Source organism: Paraburkholderia sp. D1E (assembly GCF_052682275.1).
Window position 1 is genome coordinate 8372539 of the sequence record NZ_JBQYMB010000001.1, and the last position, 16809, is coordinate 8389347.

Consider the following 16809-nt stretch of genomic DNA (forward strand, 5'->3'; position numbering starts at 1 on the left):
AGCGGCTCACCCCGCTAATTCTTAAGCGGGTCCCCCGCATAGTCGCGGTAGTGGTGCATCTGGAATCCGTGCCCTCGCACTTTCGGCATTGGTGACAAAGGGCTCATTAGCTCCCACTCCGCACTACGTGCGTCGCGGATGGGTCTGCATGGGAAACCAAGCACCTTGGTTGAGGGTCGTGGGGTCGTGGGGTCGTGGGGTCGTGGGGTCGTGGGGTCGTGGGGTCGTCGGCTTCGCATCAACGTGGAGTCTGATCGCTTGATGGAGTGTTTAACCACCGGATGTAGCGACGGTGAGCCAATGTGAATTGAATAGCGGAAGTACCGGTGAATCAGTCGACAGGAGGCCCCGGGTGAACCGGAGTGAATGGTGAATGAAGGGGGCGACAGCGGGCACGGGTGCCAAGGAGTGGGCGCCGAATGAACCGATGGTTGTATGAAGCAATCTTCGGCGCGCGCAGCGCCGCTGGAAGTATGACGGCCTTGTCACTAACGCTGAGTGTGCGAGAACACGGATTCCAGATGCACCACTACCGTGGCTGCGCGGGGGACCCGCTTAAGAATTAGCGGGGTGAGCCGCTTTCTTTGCTTATCTTTCTTTGCGGCGGCAAAGAAAGTAAGTGCCGCCCCGCACAGGGGCGAACGCTAATAGACCAATAACAATTCAAGGAAAGGCCAACGCCGTAGGCAACCAGACAAGACGCGCCGAGCAGGCAAAAAACCAAAGCTTCAAAGGAACATCAAAAATGCTAGAAGTTGAAAACCTGAACCAGTATTACGGCGGCAGCCACATCCTCAGAGATGTGAAACTCACCGTGCCTGACGGCAAGCTCACCGTGCTGCTGGGCCGCAACGGCGTAGGCAAAACAACGCTACTCCGATGCCTGATGGGCGTCGTCCAGACGAAAAGCGGCTCGATCGCCTGGCGCGGCGCACCGATCACCAAACTTCCGACTCACTCGCGCGTGGAGAAAGGTCTCGCCTACGTCCCGCAAGGACGCGACATCTTCCCTCGGCTGACCGTCGAAGAAAACCTCCTGGTCGGCGCGGCCAGCAAGAAAGCCCCGAAGAAGATCCCGGACCGCATCTACGAACTGTTCCCAGTCCTGAAAGATATGCGCAGCCGCCGCGGCGGCGACCTCTCCGGCGGTCAGCAACAACAGCTCGCGATCGGTCGCGCGCTGATGAGCGATCCGCAATTGCTGATCCTCGATGAACCCACCGAAGGCATCCAACCATCGATCATTCAGGACATCGGCCGCACGCTGCGTCAGTTGGTCGAAGAAATGGGCATGACCGTGCTGCTCGTCGAACAGTATTACGACTTCGCCAAAGAGATCGCCGATCGGTATTGGGTGATGAGCCGTGGCGAAATCGTCGCGGGCGGCGAAGGGGTCAATATGGATACGGATGGCGTACGGGCACTGATCGCAGTCTGACGCGTATCGAACACGCGTCAGCATAGCTAACCAGCGTGCTATTCTCGCCGCATCCGGTGGCAACGCGGCTTGTCGTTGCCCAACGCGTGCAGGCACGCTACGCACTAGCGCGTCTGTTACTGCGTCCTACCGTGCCCACCCGCTCATTCATTCGCACGTCCATTCGTATGTCGCTTCACGAAAACCACGCCGCCCTTGCCACCGCGCAACCCACCGCGCACTCGCAATGGCGTGCGCGCCTCGAACTCGGCTTCGTCAAGGAGGGCGAGCGGACCACGCTCAAGCATCGGCTGCATGACGGGCCGTTGCGCGTGCAACGGCCACTCTATCCGGAAGGCAATGCGATCTGTCATGCGGTCATCGTGCATCCACCGGGCGGGATCGCAGGCGGCGATCATCTCGACATCGACGTTGCAGTGGGCGACAGTGCGCATGCCGTGATTACTACGCCCGGGGCGACCAAGTGGTACAAGTCCAACGGCCGTGCTGCACGACAGAATATCGCGGTGCGCGTCGGCCCTCGGTCGAAGCTCGACTGGCTGCCTCAGAACAATATCGTTTTCGATCACGCCAATGCGATGCTGGATTTTTCGCTGATGCTTGGTGAAGGCGCTACCGCGATTGGCTGGGATGCGACTCAACTCGGGCGTCAAGCGGCCGGTGAACGGTGGTCGGCCGGTCATTTGCGCGCGGTGTCGCGGATCATTGGCGCAAATGGCGAGGCGCTGTGGCTCGAACGCGCGAACCTTAGCGCAGAAGATCCATTGCGGGATGCGGCGCAAGGGCTCGCCGGGTTTCCCGCTTATGGGACGCTGTGGGCTGTGGGAGCAGCCTGCGATGATGCACTCGCTGAAGCGCTTACTGCCCAGTTGCCGTTTGATGATTCGTTGCGGGCGGCAGCCTCCTGTGTCACCGAGGGCGTTTTGCTTGTGCGGGCGGTTTCGCGGTCCATGGAAACGCTGCAGCGGGCTTTGACTCAGTGCTGGCTCCAGTTGAGGCCGGTTGTGCACGGGGTCGAGGCAGTGCCTTTGAGGATATGGTCAACGTAACGCTCGCGGCGAACGGGCCTTTTGTCTAGTGCGCAAACTCGCTCCCCGGTGGCTGCAAACGGGCGCGTTCCCCGACATGTAGTGATGAATCGTAGTACGTCATGTGGGAGTGCGTCTGCAATTCGGGGTGTTCCGCCAGGAGTTCATTCAGGCTCTTTTCATTGTGCGACAGCGACACAGCGTGAGGCCAGCGGTGAAGCATTCCCCTTGGCGCTGCGCTTTCAGATGGCGGTAAATCAGCAGAGACAGGCGTTCTCGCAGACATAATTGACTCTACATTGCTCTGAGCATCCTGCGCATACGCCAGGTGAGCCATAACGCTCTCCCCAAAGAACCAAAGCATTCCGGCAAAAATCAGCGTGTTCTTATTCATTCTCACAGACAAGACTGAAGTTATTGGTACGAGACACGATGCGCAATCGCCGAACATTTAGGTATAGGACTCTTCCGATTTACGTCACGAACCATCGCTCAGTGCCAACTGGCAGTGAACCTTTGTCACGAGCCGGAAGTTCTGCGTGACGCCGGCGAGCGGCACACAGGTTCGCGTCGAGCACCCTGAAGGCATCCGCGACCTTTCACCTTCGTAAGACCGCGCTCGCACCAACCTGGATCGCGCCAACGCATCCATTTGGTGCATTCTCACCTGGCCATCCCCGCCCGCCCATGCTGCACCTGCATGGCACATACCTTGCGTCGAACTCCCCCACGATGCTGCCGCGTCCTGACGGCAGCCGACCGCTTCTCGCTACCACCGCTCACACAACATGACCCGATCGACCCTTCACCCCACGCGTCGCGCCTGGCTCGCCGCATTGCTGCTCTCGCCCGTCCTCGCAATCAATGCGCCCGCCGCCCACGCGGATATGCTCGATAACATCGCCAAAGCCGGTGTACTGAAAGTCGCCGTGCCGGAAGACTATCCGCCGTTCGGTTCGGTCGGCGCCGATATGAAGCCGCAAGGCTATGACATCGATACCGCCGCGATGCTCGCGAAGTCGATGAACGTGAAGCTCGAACTCGTGCCGGTCAATAGCGCGAACCGCATTCCGTATCTGCAAACGGGTAAGGTCGATCTGGTGATCTCGTCGCTCGGCAAAACGCCCGAGCGCGACAAGGTCATTGATTTTTCGACGGCCTATGCGCCGTACTATCAGGGCGTGTTCGGTCCCGCCGACATCAAGGTCACCGGCCCCGCCGATCTCACCGGCAAGACGGTCGGCGCCACGCGCGGCGCGCTCGAAGAAATCGGTCTCACGCAAATGGCGCCGAACGCCACCATCAAGCGCTTCGAAGATAACAACGCGACCATCGCCGCGTTTCTCTCGGGTCAGGTCCAGTTGATCGCAGCCGGCAATATCGTCGCCGCCGCGATTCTCGCCAAGAATCCCCCGCGTCGTCCGGAACCGAAGTTCGTCATCAAGAATTCGCCGTGCTTCGTCGGTATGAACAAGAACGAAGGACGCCTGCAACAGAAAGTGAATGCCGCCATTGCCCAAGCCAAACAGGACGGCACGCTCAACACGATGTCGAAAAAGTGGTTCGGCGCACCGCTGCCGGCCGATCTGTAAGCGCGTCGTTAGCTGAACTTGGTACCGTGGCTGGCTTATCCGGCATTGCACTCGTCGTGGACTCATCCCGTGCGCAGCACGCGATCGCGGCCACGACGCGCAGCGCCTATCATTGTCGCAGCCGGCCCAGCTCGGGACCGGCGCAACCCTACGCAACCATTCGATGAAGCTGACACCTCGCGAGAAGGACAAGCTGCTGATCTTCACCGCCGCGCTGCTCGCCGAACGGCGCCGCGCCCGCGGCCTCAAACTGAATTACCCGGAAGCGATCGCTTTTATCAGCGCCGCGCTGATGGAAGCGGCCCGTGACGGCAAAACCGTCGCCGAGGTCATGCACTACGGCACTACGCTCCTCACGCGCGCCGATGTGATGGAAGGCGTGCCGGAAATGATCCCCGACGTCCAGGTCGAAGCCACGTTCCCCGACGGCACCAAGCTCGTCACCGTTCACCACCCGATCCCGTAAGGCGGCCCATGATTCCCGGCGAACTCCTCGTCGACGACGGCGAACACGAACTCAATGCGGGCCGCGCCACCGTCACGGTGGTCGTGTCGAATACCGGCGACCGTCCGGTACAGATCGGCTCGCACTATCACTTCTACGAAGTAAACGAGGCACTGTCGTTCGATCGCGAAGCGGCACGCGGCTTCCGGCTCAACATTGCAGCGGGAACCGCCGTACGCTTCGAGCCCGGCCAGGAACGCACGGTCGAACTGGTCGAACTGGCGGGTGACCGCGTCGTCTACGGCTTCAACGGCAAGGTAATGGGCAAGCTCTGACGCCCCTTCGGGCACTCGCGCTGACCACCCTGCTCATTTCCGGACCCACACCATGACATTACGCATTGGCCGCCGCGCGTACGCGGAGATGTTCGGCCCCACGACCGGCGACCGCGTACGCCTCGCCGACACCGAACTGCTGATCGAAGTCGAACGCGACTTCACGACCTACGGCGAAGAAGTGAAATTCGGCGGCGGCAAAGTGATTCGCGACGGCATGGGCCAGTCGCAACGCGTACATGCGGACGTCGTCGATACGGTCGTGACGAATGCGGTGATTCTCGATCACTGGGGCATCGTCAAGGCCGACATCGGCATCAAGAACGGCCGCATTGCCGCGATCGGCAAAGCGGGCAATCCCGACATCCAGCCGAACGTGACGATCGCGATTGGCGCGTCTACCGAAGTGATCGCCGGCGAAGGCCTGATCGTGACGGCAGGTGGCATCGATACGCACATCCACTTCATCAGCCCGCAGCAGATTGAAGAAGCGCTCGCGAGTGGCGTGACGACGATGCTCGGCGGTGGCACGGGTCCGGCAACGGGCACGAATGCGACGACTTGCACGCCGGGTCCGTGGCATCTCGAACGCATGCTGCAAGCGGCCGATGGTTATCCGATGAATCTCGGCTTTCTGGGCAAAGGCAACGTGAGCCTGCCGCAACCGGCGCTCGAACAGATTGCCGCGGGTGCGATCGGCCTGAAGCTGCATGAAGACTGGGGCACGACGCCGGCTGCAATCGACAATTGCCTCTCCGTCGCTGACGACACCGACACGCAGGTCGCGATCCACACGGATACCTTGAACGAAGCCGGTTTTGTCGAAGCGACGGTAGCCGCGTTCAAGGGCCGCACAATCCACACGTATCACACGGAAGGCGCAGGCGGCGGCCACGCACCGGACATCATCAAGGTCTGCGGTGAAGCGAACGTGCTGCCCTCCTCTACGAATCCGACGCGTCCGTACACCGTCAATACACTCGAAGAACATCTCGACATGCTGATGGTGTGTCACCACCTGGACCCGTCGATTGCGGAAGATATCGCGTTTGCCGAGTCGCGTATCCGTCGCGAGACCATTGCTGCCGAAGACATCCTGCACGACCTCGGCGCGTTGTCGATGCTGTCGTCGGATTCGCAGGCGATGGGGCGCGTGGGCGAAGTGATCATCCGCACGTGGCAGACCGCGCACAAGATGAAGGTGCAACGCGGCGCGCTGCCTGAAGACAACGCCCGGCACGACAACTTCCGCGCGAAGCGTTACATCGCCAAATACACGATCAACCCAGCCATCACGCACGGCATCTCGCATGAAGTCGGCTCGATCGAGCCGGGCAAGTGGGCCGATCTGGTGTTCTGGGAACCGGCGTTTTTCGGCATCAAGCCCTCGCTGATCCTGAAGGGCGGCATGATCGCGATGGCGCAGATGGGCGACCCGAACGCCTCGATCCCGACGCCGCAACCGGTCCACTATCGCGAGATGTTCGCCACACGTGGCGGTGCGCTGGGCCGCACTTCCCTGACCTTCGTCTCACAGATGGCCGCGGATGCGGGTGTCGGTGAACGCTATGGTCTGAATAAGCGTATCGTGGCCGTGAAGAACTGCCGCAAGATCACCAAGGCAGACATGATTCACAACGCGTGGCGCCCGGTGATCAGCGTCGACCCGGAAACCTATCAGGTGATCGCCGACGGTCAGTTGCTGACCTGCGAACCAGCCACTGTGCTGCCCATGGCGCAACGCTACTTTCTGTTCTAAACCATGCGCACTATCAACAAACTGATTGCGCCGCATCTGAAGCTCGCGTCCGTGCTGGTGAAGCGCGCGCCGACCTTGACGCTTGCTTTCGACGAGCGTCGCAAGAGCCGTCTCGCGGCAACGCTCGATAACGGCGAGGAAGTCGCGCTGCTGCTGCCGCGCGGCACTGTGCTGCGCGACGGCGATGTTCTGGTCGCCGACGATGGCGGTCTGGTGCGTGTGGTCGCCGCGCCCGAAGCGGTGCTGGTTGTCCGCGCGAAAGACGCGTTGACGCTGACACGTGCCGCGTATCACCTCGGTAATCGTCACACACCGGTCGAAGTCGGCACAGATTATCTGAAGCTCGAATACGACCCGGTGCTGGCCGATATGCTGAAGCGCATCGGCGCCAGCGTGGATCAGGTGTCGATGCCGTTCCAGCCGGAATCCGGCGCGTACGGCGGCGGTCACAAGCATGGTCACGATGAGACCTTCGCGGAAGACTACGCGTTAGCGCAGCAGGTATTCGGCGAGCATCATGGGGGTGAGCATTCGCACGATCATGCCGATGGTCACTCGCACGAGCACGGACATGACCACTCGGATCATGAGCACGGTCATAGCCACGCGCAGGGTCACGCGCATGAGCATGACCACGGCAACGACCACAAAGACGACGGTCACGTCCACGACGAATCGTGCGGCCACGGGCATCACCACCACCATGCGCATCGCTGAACTCACAGCGCTGCTGCATCTTGCGTCACCGGCACTCCCGATCGGCGCGTTCAGCTACTCGCAGGGTCTCGAAGCCGCGATCGAAGCGCAACTCATCACCGACGCCGATTCCGCACGCGCCTGGATTGCCAGCGGTTTGAGCGACGTGCTTGCGCGCGGCGAACTGCCGTTTCTCGCGCATCAGATGAAACGCTGGCGTGCGCATGATGCAGACGGCTTGCGAGAGGCGAACAGCGAGTTCCTGGCAAGCCGTGAATCCGCTGAATTGAGACGCGAGACGGAACAGATGGGCTGGTCACTGCGACAGTTGTGCGTCTCGCTGGAATGGGGCGACGCAGAACGGCGCACAACGCTGGGATCGCTCAAGCCCCTGGCCCAACCCACGGCTTTCGCCTTCGCCGCATACGCACACGATGCAGCACCTGACGCCGCCCTCGCCGCCTACGCCTTTAGCTGGGTGGAAAACCAGGCCGCCGCCGCGTTGAAGGCGGTGCCGCTCGGCCAACTCGCCGGCCAGCGCATCATCGTCGCCTTGCGCGAGCCAATCGACGCCGCCGTCACGCGAGCGTTGGCCACTTCACCCGAAGACATCAACACCTTCGCGCCGCAATTGGGCATTCTGTCGGCGCGTCACGAGTCGCAGTATTCGCGGCTCTTCCGCTCATAAAAAGACCATCATGAACGCACCCCATCACCCCGCTCATCCGCCTGTCCGTACGAAGAAGCTGCCGCCGCTGCGCGTGGGCGTCGGCGGCCCGGTCGGCTCGGGCAAGACCACGCTGCTCGAAATGCTGTGCAAGGCGATGCGCGAGCAGTACGACCTCGTCGCGATCACTAACGACATCTATACAAAGGAGGATCAGCGTTTGCTGACCGTGGCGGGCGCGTTGCCGGCCGAACGGATCATGGGTGTCGAAACGGGCGGCTGCCCGCACACGGCGATTCGCGAAGACGCGTCGATCAACCTCGAAGCAGTAGACCGCATGCTAACGCGCTTTCCCGATGCGGATATCGTGTTCATCGAGTCGGGCGGCGACAACCTGGCGGCGACCTTCAGCCCGGAATTGTCGGACCTGACGATCTACGTGATCGACGTGGCAGGCGGCGAAAAGATTCCGCGCAAAGGCGGCCCAGGCATTACGAAATCGGATCTGCTGGTGATCAACAAGACCGATCTCGCGCCAATGGTCGGCGCGAATCTGGAGGTGATGGCTTCGGACGCGAAGAAGATGCGCGGCGAGCGACCCTTCGTGATGTCCAATCTGAAGGCGCTCGACGGACTGGATGTGGTGGTGAAGTTTATCGAGAAGAAGGGGTTGCTGAAGGTTTAAAGTCTTACTCGCCCGGATGGCATTCAAGCAGAAATGCCATCATCTCCGTCGCGTCTTTCGACAGATAAAATCGCACCATCTTCTCGTTGAAATCGCCAGCGCGCTGCGCCGGCACACTGATCGCGTCGATACCATTCGACATCAATACGCCGTTCATCATGAAACGTGACGTGCGTTTGTTGCCGTCGAAGAAGAACTGCTGCAACGCGCCGAACAGGAAGAAAGCGCAACCCCGTTCAAATGCACTTGAAACCTGATCGGTCAGCGCACGCGTGCCAGTGGCAAAAACCCGGTTGAGTTCAGGGGCGCCAGGCAAGGTCGGTAGCGGTGTGTGCCGCCCTGCTTCACCTAACGCAACATCAGGCGTGTATCGCGTTTCCTCTCCTTCGCCGCGGAACATACCCCACTCGAGAGCCTCGTTGCGCGCAACAAGGCGATGCAGGTCGCAAAACGTCGTTTTATCGAGCGCAAACCGGCCGTTCTGCACGATAGCAAGCAGATGTTTCGAACTTTCCGCGAGATTCAGAACCTGTGCCTGATCAGAAATCTTTCGTCCACCAACCGTTACACCGTCGAGCAGCGTCTTTACCTCAGGAAACGTAAACGGATTGCCTTCGAGCACGCTCGCATCCCACACGAATTCCGGCAGCATCCGATGAAAGCGAAAACACACCCGCTTAATCGAATGGATCGGCAAGTCTTGCGGGATCGCGGCGCGATCCCATTGAAAGCCGAGGTCGGTGAAAAGCGTCATGGCAGTTTGGAAAAAAGGCAGTTTGGATCACAGGGCCATCAACGCTTAAGCCCGGTGTTGGCAGAATATACGATTTATCAGCACGCGAAGCGATAACGCGAGCACCGCCTTGGCGGCGCTCTAACGTCTAGTCCGGCAGCAACGCCATCAACACATCGACAGTCCGTGCCGTCGCGCCGCGATGGCGCGCGGCAAACGCCGAGGCAGCACCGCTCATCGCCAGCCGCCTGGCCTTGTCGCCGAAGAGCTCGCGAAGCGCCCGCGCCAGATCAGCCGGATCCTGCACCTGCACCGCCGCACCCGCCGCGACCGCGTCCGCGGTGGCTTGCGTAAAGTTGAACACATGCGGCCCGATCAGCACCGGCACGCCGACCGCACAGGCCTCAATCAGATTCTGCCCGCCCAGCGGCAGCAAACTCCCACCGATAAACGCCAGATCCGAGGCGGCATAGTAAGCGCCCAACTCGCCCATCGAATCACCGAGCAGCACGTTCACGTCGGAAGACAGAGCGGGCGCACCGCCGCCTGCAGTTGAAGCTGCAGCCGATGCCACCGTAGCAGCAGGCGCCCACGTCGAACGCCGCTCGAGATGCAAGCCGGCCTTCTCGACCAACGCCGCCACTTCGTTAAACCGTTGTGGATGACGTGGCACCAGGATCAGCAACGCATCGTCGATGCCCAACGCCGCGAACGCCTGCAGCACCAGTTCCTCTTCGCCTTCGCGCGTACTTGCGGCGACCCACACAGGCCGCGTGCCGATCGCCGCACGCCATGCATGACCACGCGCCGCCAGTTCCGGCGGCGTGCTCATATCGAACTTCAGATTGCCGAGTACTGCGGCGTTCCGCGCGCCGAGCGCAGTAAGCCGCTCCGCATCCGACGGACTCTGCGCCAGCACCCGTGCGAATCCACCGAACACGTCCCTGGTCGCATTGCCGAACTTCGCCGCGCGCTTGTATGAACGTGCCGACATCCGCGCATTGGTCAGCACCAGCGGCACATCCGCGCGACGGCATTCGTCGATCAGCGTCGGCCACACTTCGGTTTCCATCACCAGACCGAGCGACGGCCGCCACGTCCGCAAAAACCGCCGCACCGCATGCGGCATGTCGTACGGCAGATAGCTGCGCAATACACGGTCGCCGAAAATCTGCTCGCCGGTGGCGCGGCCACTCGGCGTCATATGCGTCAAAAGAATTCGCGCGCGGGACGCGCCTTGATCAACGCTTCGATCAGCGGTTGCGCGGCACGCGTCTCGCCCACCGACACCGCATGCACCCAGATCAACGGCGCGTTGTCTTCCGGCAACCGCCCACGCGAGTAACCAAAGCGCTCGGCGATATGCTCGCGATAGCCACGCTCCTTGCGCGAACGGATCAGCAAACGCAGCACGGCAACCGGTGCGACAATCCACCAGAGCGCGTTATAAATCACCCTCAGCATCGGGACTCCGCACGCCCGCGCGCGAATCCGAATGCAAGCGCGCGTTTCACCGCGCGATCGAAACAGACAGCGGCGCTCAAACGAGAGCCCTGCCCTTCAGGCGCTCGAGAATGCCGAGCGGTGCGCAGTCCGGCTGCGCCATCGCCTTGACCGGCAGGAAGAAAGTCTGCTCCAGCATGAACTGGCCGGACATGACCGCATGCGAAGTCTGGTCGGAGAAACACACCCAGACGCTACCCGGCGGAAACGGCATGGTCTCCTGCTGGCTCGACTTCTGATACTCGAGGTCGGCCTTCATGCCGTCGTGCAGATTGAGCATCAAATGGTCATATTCGCTGCGCGGCGACTTGGTGACGTGCAGCAGGTTCAGCAGCCACGCGGAGCCCGGCATCTGCGGTTTGATGCGCGGCAAGAAGCGCTTGGCCATATCCTCGAATGGTTCGCCGACGCGCCACACACGCGGTGCGCCATGCGGATTCACATTGGTGAACACGCGCAGAATGCGCTCGCCGTAATTCGGCCGCGACGGGAAGGCATCGACATGCAGACGGCTATCGTCCTTACGCCAGGACGTCTCGCGTCCTTCCACCTGATGCAGCCGCAGGCTCGTTGGCGCGACGCGCAACTTGCTGTTGTATTCGGGAAAGAGTCCGTCAACCAGCGTGCGCGCATTGGCCTGATAACGCGCGATCAACGCGCGCACCGCCGATTGCGTGACCGCGTCGCCGGCCACGCCGTGCAAGGCACCGCCGTTCGGCTCCAGACTGATGTTCTTGCGGCTCGGATCGGCCAGTGCGGGATCGAGCAAGGCCTGTTCGCCGCCTTCGATCGCAAAGCGCAGATTCGGGAAATACAGCACTTTGCCGCGTTCGACGCCGGCCAGCAGCATCTCGCGCGGCACGGACAGATTGCTTCCGTGCCAGTCAGCGTTCGCTACTTCGATGATCTGGGTTTCGTTCATGGTCGCCCTTGAAAACGGATGGAGCGTAAGGCGAAGCACGCCGCGTCACAACACTACAGCAGGCCGAAACCGGCCAGTGCGGACTTGACTTCCTGCAACGTGGGCAGCTTGCCGGCCGTGCCGAGATTGACGACATTCGGCGACCAGTAGCCGCCGGTACGCCACGCAGTGGCGAAATTGTACAACTCGACTGTCGGCCGCTTCAGCGCCGCGGCAATGTGAACTAGACCTGTGTCAACCCCGACTGTCGCGACGGCGCCTTCGATCAGGCCGACCACCGCCGGCAACGACAGCTTGGGCGGCACGATGGCCGCAGCGCCGAACTCCTTCGCCAGGCGTTCGCTGGTGACGCGCTCTGCCTCGCTACCCCACGGCAGCACGATCGACGCGCCACGCCGCACCAGAGACTGACCGAGTTCGATCCACGCGGTATCGGGCCACTGCTTATCGGCGCGTGAGGTGGCGTGCACGAACACCACATAAGGCACCGGCAGGTTCAGATTCGCCTCCGACAAAGCCAGCGCCGCGCGCCCGGTGTCGATGCCGAAGTCGATTTCGTCGGTGGGTTGCGGCTGCGGGTCGTCCAGCGCCGCGGCCACCAGTTGGCGCGTGCGCTCGACCACATGGGTGCGCGGCTCGATCGGCACCCGCTTGTCGTAGAAGAAGCGCACCGGCCATTCGAAACCGGCGCCGTCGGTACGGTTCGCGAGGCCGACCAGCGGTCCGCGCGCCATGCTCGCGACCCACGCAGTCTTGATGAGCCCCTGGCAGTCGATCACGAGGTCGTAGTTCTCGGCGGCGAGCGCGCGGCGAAACGCGCCGATCTCGCGCCAGTTGTCGATGGACAGGATGCGCTTGCGCCAGCGCCGCAGCGACACGGGAATCGCCCGCCGCACGCCGCTGACGAGCTCCACGAGCCCCACGAAGCTTTCCTCGACGAGCCAGTCGATCTGGGCGTCGGGATGGCGGCGTCGGATGTCGGCGATCGCCGGCATGTTGTGAACGACGTCGCCTAAAGACGACACCCTCACGATCAGTATCTTTTGCACGCTCAAGTGTGGGAAAACCGGCTATCCGGCCCGAAGATGCAGTGAAAGGAGCGCAATTCTAGCGCGACACGGGTAAATGGCATGAAAAAACGCGGCGCGGTAAGTGGAACCCGCGCCGCGTTCGACAGCAGCCGCAGCTCATGAAGAACCGCGCCGCCGCTCAAGCTTTCAGAACGGCAGCTTCGCGTCAGGCTTCTCCGCCATGATCACGCGGCGGAAGTCTTCCTGGATCCGCTTGAGCGCTTCGTCGCTATCGGCTTCGAAACGCATCACCACCACCGGCGTGGTGTTCGACGAGCGCGCAAGGCCAAAGCCGTCCGGGTACTCGACACGCAAGCCATCGATCTTCACGACCTCGTCCGCACCTGTGAACTTCGCGTTTTGCTGCAAACGCGCGATCAGTTCGAAGTTTTCGCCTTCTTCGAGCTTCAGTTGCAGTTCCGGCGTGGAATTCGAGTTCGGCAGCGAGTTCAGCAGCTTGCTCGGATCAGCCACGCGTGTGAGGATTTCCAGCAGACGTGCGCCCGTGTACAGGCCGTCGTCGAAACCGTACCAGCGGTCTTTGAAGAAGACGTGGCCGCTCATTTCGCCTGCCAGCGGCGCGCCGGTTTCGCGCAGCTTCGCCTTGACCAGCGAGTGGCCAGTCTTCCACATCAGCGGTTCGCCGCCCTTGTCCTTGACCCACTTGGCCAGATTGCGCGTGCACTTCACGTCGTAAATGATCTGCGCGCCCTTGTTGCGCGACAGCACTTCTTCGGCGAACAGCATCAACTGGCGGTCCGGATAGATGATCTGGCCGTCTTTGGTGACGACGCCGAGGCGGTCGCCGTCGCCGTCGAACGCGAAGCCGATTTCTGCATCCGTTTCCTTCAGCGCGCGAATCACGTCCTGGAGGTTTTCCGGGTGAGCCGGATCCGGGTGGTGATTCGGGAAGTTGCCGTCGATCTCCGTGAACAGTTCGACCAGTTCGCAGCCGAGCTTCTTGAAGAGCTTCGGCGCGAGGCCGCCTGCCACACCGTTGCCGGTGTCGACCACGATCTTGATCGGGCGTGCGATCTTGACGTCGCTGGTAATGCGATCCAGATACGCATCGGCAATGTCGTACTCAGTGTACGTGCCACTACCTTCAGAGAAGTTTTCGTCGACGATGCGCTGATGCAGCGCGAGGATCGTCTCGCCGTAAATGGCCGCGCCGCGCAGGACCATCTTGAAGCCGTTGTAGTCAGGCGGATTGTGGCTGCCCGTCACGACGATGCACGAATCGACACGGCGTTCGCCGCCATCGAGCTTCAACGGCACGCTGGCCGCGAAGTAGCCGACCGGAGTCGGCACCATGCCGACGTTGACCACGTCGACGCCGGCCGCACGCAGACCGTCCGACAGCGCCTGAATCAGCTCGGGACCCGACAGGCGTCCGTCTCGAGCCACAACTACGGCGTCGCCGCCTTGCGCTCGCACTTCGCTGCCAAAAGCGAGGCCGATCGAACGCGCTGCGTCGGTGTCGAGCGTCTTGCCGATCACACCGCGAATGTCATACGCCTTGAAAATAGATTTGGAGATCATGTTGGCTCACTTGCGTGCAATGGAAAATTTTGACCGGCGCATTGCCGAGGGATCGGTAAAACTATCTGAAACCCGAGCGATGCGCCCTTGCCGGAAGCGATCCGGTTCCAACTTATAATTGCGCTTTTCGGACATACCCTAATAGACGCCCATTCTAATGCTTAGACGCCCTGCTTTTGCAAAGTTGCCGCGACAGCCGGCCAGGTGGGCTGTTACACATTGCGCCCTGGAGCACGTTGCGTCCCCCGCACAACACATGCAACGCGCGCAATCGGATTGGCGAGCGGCGACCGGATGCTGACGCTCAAACGCTTCGCCAATCCCGACGTCACGCGCGCCTTCACCAATATCGTCTGGCTCGGGCTGGAGCGGCTTACGCAGATCGGCGTGGCGATCGTGATCAGCGGCATGCTGGCGCGCTACTTCGGGCCGGACATCTTCGGCAAATGGCAGTACGCAAACACGCTGCTGCTGGTGCTTTCGCCGATCACCTGGGTGTGCGGCGCGGAAATTCTGGTTCCTACCATCGTTGGCCGGCCGCCAACCCAGTTGGGCACGGTGCTCGGCAGCGCCTTCGCGCTGCGCTTTTCGGTTTCCGTCGGGGCGCTGCTGCTGACCTGGCTCGGCATCGCTTTGCACTTCTTCGACCCGCTGGTGGGCGCCATGCTCGCCGGCCTCGCGGTGACGATGCTGTTCCGCGAGCCGTTCGTCGGCGTGATCAACGCGTGGCTGCAAAGCATGACGTATAGCAAGCCGCAGTTGCTCACCAGCATGAGCACCGCGGTGCTGAAGGCCGGCTTCGTCTATCTGCTGGTGCGCGCAATGGCAACACCCACGCGCTTTGGCTGGCTGTGGGCCGCCGAATCGGCATTGATCGGCGCGGTTCTGCTGATCTATTACATCCGCCGGCATGGCGGCAAGCTCGGCTGGCATGTCGACCGCTCGCTCTTCAAGCACTTCGCGACCGCGGGCACGGTGTTCTGGCTCGGCCTGATCTGTATGTATCTGTTCCTGAAACTGGACAGACTCATGCTAGAACGGGCGATTTCCTTCGCCGACCTCGGCCGCTATTCCGCCGCGCAACAGTTGAACGAAAACTGGATCACGCTCGCGTTGATGCTTGCGCAGACGATCGCGCCCGCCTTTGTCTACCGCGTGCAGGACGCCGCGCAATTGCGCCGCAACGTGTGGCGGCTCACCGCCATGACCGCCGCGCTGATGGTGAGCGGCGCGATCGTGCTGGATCTGCTCGCTGGCATCATTATCCGCCGCGTGTTCGGGCCGGATTTCGAAGGCGCGATCGAGATTTTCCGCTGGGCCGTATGGCTTTCCGTGCCGGCCGGGATCGAAGCGATCGGCAATCTGATCGTGCTGAAATATCAGGCCAAATTCGTGTTGCTCTCGAAGTGGCTGCTGGCACTGGCTGTTGCGTTCGTCGTCAATCTGCTGGCGATTCCGCGGTTTGGCGCTTACGGTGCGCTGGTCGGCCTCGCGGCCGGTTATCTCGCCGCCGCCTCGGTTAATCTTTATTACATTCGTTTCAAATTGCGCCCATGACGAATTCATCCGCCACAGCGCTTTCCCTCGACGACGTCGCGGTGCTCATGCCCGCGTACAACGGCCAGGCCGACGTCGATCTCACGCTGGCCTCGTTCAGCGAAAGCGCGCTCGTGCATGTGCTGATCGTCGACGACGGCAGCACGCCTCCGATCGTCGCGCCGGCTATCCCGAACATGAAGATCGAAGTGCTGCGCATGCCACAGAATGGCGGCATCGAGCGCGCATTGCAAACCGGCATCGACGCCCTCGCCCAGCGCGGCTTTCGTTACGCAGCACGCATCGACACGGGCGACCGCAGCGTGCCGCAGCGGCTCGCCAAACAACGCGCGTTCATGGAGTTGCATCCGCACGTGGCCGGCCTCGGCATGTGGACGCAGGTCGTCACGCGTGAAGGCAAACCGCTCTTCATGCTGACGCCGCCTGCCGAACCGAATGAGATCCGGCGTCTGCGCTTCTTCCGCTCATGCCTGGCGCACCCTTCGATGATGCTGCGTATCGACGCGGTCCGCACGGTCGGCAACTATCGCGCGGCCTATCCGTCCGCCGAAGACCTCGATCTGTTCGTGCGTCTGATGGAGCGCTACGACTGCGCGAATCTGCCGGAACTCGGGCTCTATTACGAGCTGAACGAAGGCGGCATTAGCGCGACCAAACGGCGCCGCCAGGTCAACTCGACGCTGCGGCTGCAACTTCGCTACTTCAACGCCGCCAATTTGTACGATTGGCTGGGGCTCGCTAAAAACCTGCTGCATCTGGTGACCCCCTACCGCGCATTGCAGCGGGTCAAACGCACGTTGCTCGCGCCGCGCGCGAGCCACTGATGCCGTTACCTCG

The 16809-nt window shown here is 61.8% G+C and carries 15 protein-coding genes and 1 pseudogene; 11 read left to right on the plus strand and 5 right to left on the minus strand.

The features are described 5' to 3' along the window. Positions 1-745: 745 nt before the first annotated feature. The 9 genes from urtE (at position 746) to ureG (ending at position 8645) form a co-directional block, all read left to right on the plus strand. Positions 746-1438, plus strand: coding sequence for an urea ABC transporter ATP-binding subunit UrtE (gene urtE, locus ACUN0E_RS37675; RefSeq protein WP_408394019.1), 693 nt, complete (start codon positions 746-748; stop codon positions 1436-1438). Positions 1439-1605: 167 nt separating this feature from the next. Further along, positions 1606-2487, plus strand: a complete 882-nt coding sequence (locus ACUN0E_RS37680) for an urease accessory protein UreD (protein ID WP_445569795.1) — start codon at positions 1606-1608, stop codon at positions 2485-2487. 767 nt (positions 2488-3254) lie between these two features. Next, entirely contained in the window at positions 3255-4058 is an 804-nt protein-coding gene (locus ACUN0E_RS37685; RefSeq protein ID WP_445569796.1) for a transporter substrate-binding domain-containing protein, read from the plus strand. Positions 4059-4221: 163 nt separating this feature from the next. Further along, a complete protein-coding gene (gene ureA, locus ACUN0E_RS37690; RefSeq protein WP_408509499.1) occupies positions 4222-4524 on the plus strand; it encodes an urease subunit gamma in 303 nt (100 codons plus the stop codon). Between the two features lie 8 nt (positions 4525-4532). Next, positions 4533-4838, plus strand: coding sequence for an urease subunit beta (locus tag ACUN0E_RS37695; RefSeq protein WP_093636309.1), 306 nt, complete (start codon positions 4533-4535; stop codon positions 4836-4838). 52 nt (positions 4839-4890) lie between these two features. Continuing rightward, positions 4891-6597 (plus strand): urease subunit alpha, encoded by a 1707-nt coding sequence (gene ureC / locus ACUN0E_RS37700; RefSeq protein ID WP_445569797.1) that lies wholly within the window; start codon positions 4891-4893, stop codon positions 6595-6597. A gap of 3 nt (positions 6598-6600) precedes the next feature. Beyond that, on the plus strand, positions 6601-7314 hold the full coding sequence (gene ureE / locus ACUN0E_RS37705) for an urease accessory protein UreE (protein WP_445569798.1): 714 nt from the start codon (positions 6601-6603) through the stop codon (positions 7312-7314). Beyond that, positions 7301-7981, plus strand: a complete 681-nt coding sequence (locus ACUN0E_RS37710) for an urease accessory protein UreF (RefSeq protein ID WP_445570589.1) — start codon at positions 7301-7303, stop codon at positions 7979-7981. Before ureE ends, ACUN0E_RS37710 begins: the two co-directional genes overlap by 14 nt. 10 nt (positions 7982-7991) lie before the next feature. Continuing rightward, positions 7992-8645, plus strand: a complete 654-nt coding sequence (gene ureG, locus ACUN0E_RS37715; protein ID WP_408237345.1) for an urease accessory protein UreG — start codon at positions 7992-7994, stop codon at positions 8643-8645. A 4-nt stretch (positions 8646-8649) separates the two neighbouring features. Here the strand turns inward: ureG and ACUN0E_RS37720 are convergent, their stop codons facing one another. The 5 genes and pseudogenes from ACUN0E_RS37720 to ACUN0E_RS37740 form a co-directional block, all read right to left on the minus strand. Then, positions 8650-9399: a Fic family protein gene (locus tag ACUN0E_RS37720; RefSeq protein ID WP_445569799.1), complete on the minus strand. Its 750-nt coding sequence runs from the start codon at positions 9397-9399 to the stop codon at positions 8650-8652. A gap of 127 nt (positions 9400-9526) precedes the next feature. Beyond that, a pseudogene (waaA, locus tag ACUN0E_RS37725) lies at positions 9527-10842 on the minus strand (lipid IV(A) 3-deoxy-D-manno-octulosonic acid transferase). Positions 10843-10918: 76 nt separating this feature from the next. Further along, positions 10919-11803 (minus strand): Kdo hydroxylase family protein, encoded by an 885-nt coding sequence (locus ACUN0E_RS37730; RefSeq protein WP_408237336.1) that lies wholly within the window; start codon positions 11801-11803, stop codon positions 10919-10921. 53 nt (positions 11804-11856) lie between these two features. Continuing rightward, entirely contained in the window at positions 11857-12858 is a 1002-nt protein-coding gene (waaC, locus tag ACUN0E_RS37735) for a lipopolysaccharide heptosyltransferase I (protein ID WP_408237333.1), read from the minus strand. A gap of 162 nt (positions 12859-13020) precedes the next feature. Then, positions 13021-14415, minus strand: coding sequence for a phosphomannomutase/phosphoglucomutase (locus ACUN0E_RS37740; protein WP_445569800.1), 1395 nt, complete (start codon positions 14413-14415; stop codon positions 13021-13023). Between the two features lie 294 nt (positions 14416-14709). Between ACUN0E_RS37740 and ACUN0E_RS37745 the strand changes: the two genes are divergently transcribed. Together ACUN0E_RS37745 and ACUN0E_RS37750 are read left to right on the plus strand one after the other, a co-directional pair. After that, positions 14710-15972: an oligosaccharide flippase family protein gene (locus ACUN0E_RS37745; protein WP_445569801.1), complete on the plus strand. Its 1263-nt coding sequence runs from the start codon at positions 14710-14712 to the stop codon at positions 15970-15972. After that, positions 15969-16796, plus strand: a complete 828-nt coding sequence (locus ACUN0E_RS37750; protein ID WP_445569802.1) for a glycosyltransferase — start codon at positions 15969-15971, stop codon at positions 16794-16796. Before ACUN0E_RS37745 ends, ACUN0E_RS37750 begins: the two co-directional genes overlap by 4 nt. Positions 16797-16809: the final 13 nt, after the last annotated feature.

What these genes read in the sequence shown, in the direction of transcription:
- urtE (WP_408394019.1), top strand. Translation starts at nt 746, where the DNA reads ATGCTAGAAGTTGAAAACCTGAACCAGTATTACGGCGGCAGCCACATC.
- ACUN0E_RS37680 (WP_445569795.1), top strand. Translation starts at nt 1,606, where the DNA reads ATGTCGCTTCACGAAAACCACGCCGCCCTTGCCACCGCGCAACCCACC.
- ACUN0E_RS37685 (WP_445569796.1), top strand. Translation starts at nt 3,255, where the DNA reads ATGACCCGATCGACCCTTCACCCCACGCGTCGCGCCTGGCTCGCCGCA.
- ureA (WP_408509499.1), top strand. Translation starts at nt 4,222, where the DNA reads ATGAAGCTGACACCTCGCGAGAAGGACAAGCTGCTGATCTTCACCGCC.
- ACUN0E_RS37695 (WP_093636309.1), top strand. Translation starts at nt 4,533, where the DNA reads ATGATTCCCGGCGAACTCCTCGTCGACGACGGCGAACACGAACTCAAT.
- ureC (WP_445569797.1), top strand. Translation starts at nt 4,891, where the DNA reads ATGACATTACGCATTGGCCGCCGCGCGTACGCGGAGATGTTCGGCCCC.
- ureE (WP_445569798.1), top strand. Translation starts at nt 6,601, where the DNA reads ATGCGCACTATCAACAAACTGATTGCGCCGCATCTGAAGCTCGCGTCC.
- ACUN0E_RS37710 (WP_445570589.1), top strand. Translation starts at nt 7,301, where the DNA reads ATGCGCATCGCTGAACTCACAGCGCTGCTGCATCTTGCGTCACCGGCA.
- ureG (WP_408237345.1), top strand. Translation starts at nt 7,992, where the DNA reads ATGAACGCACCCCATCACCCCGCTCATCCGCCTGTCCGTACGAAGAAG.
- ACUN0E_RS37720 (WP_445569799.1), bottom strand. Translation starts at nt 9,399, where the DNA reads ATGACGCTTTTCACCGACCTCGGCTTTCAATGGGATCGCGCCGCGATC.
- ACUN0E_RS37730 (WP_408237336.1), bottom strand. Translation starts at nt 11,803, where the DNA reads ATGAACGAAACCCAGATCATCGAAGTAGCGAACGCTGACTGGCACGGA.
- ACUN0E_RS37740 (WP_445569800.1), bottom strand. Translation starts at nt 14,415, where the DNA reads ATGATCTCCAAATCTATTTTCAAGGCGTATGACATTCGCGGTGTGATC.
- ACUN0E_RS37745 (WP_445569801.1), top strand. Translation starts at nt 14,710, where the DNA reads ATGCTGACGCTCAAACGCTTCGCCAATCCCGACGTCACGCGCGCCTTC.
- ACUN0E_RS37750 (WP_445569802.1), top strand. Translation starts at nt 15,969, where the DNA reads ATGACGAATTCATCCGCCACAGCGCTTTCCCTCGACGACGTCGCGGTG.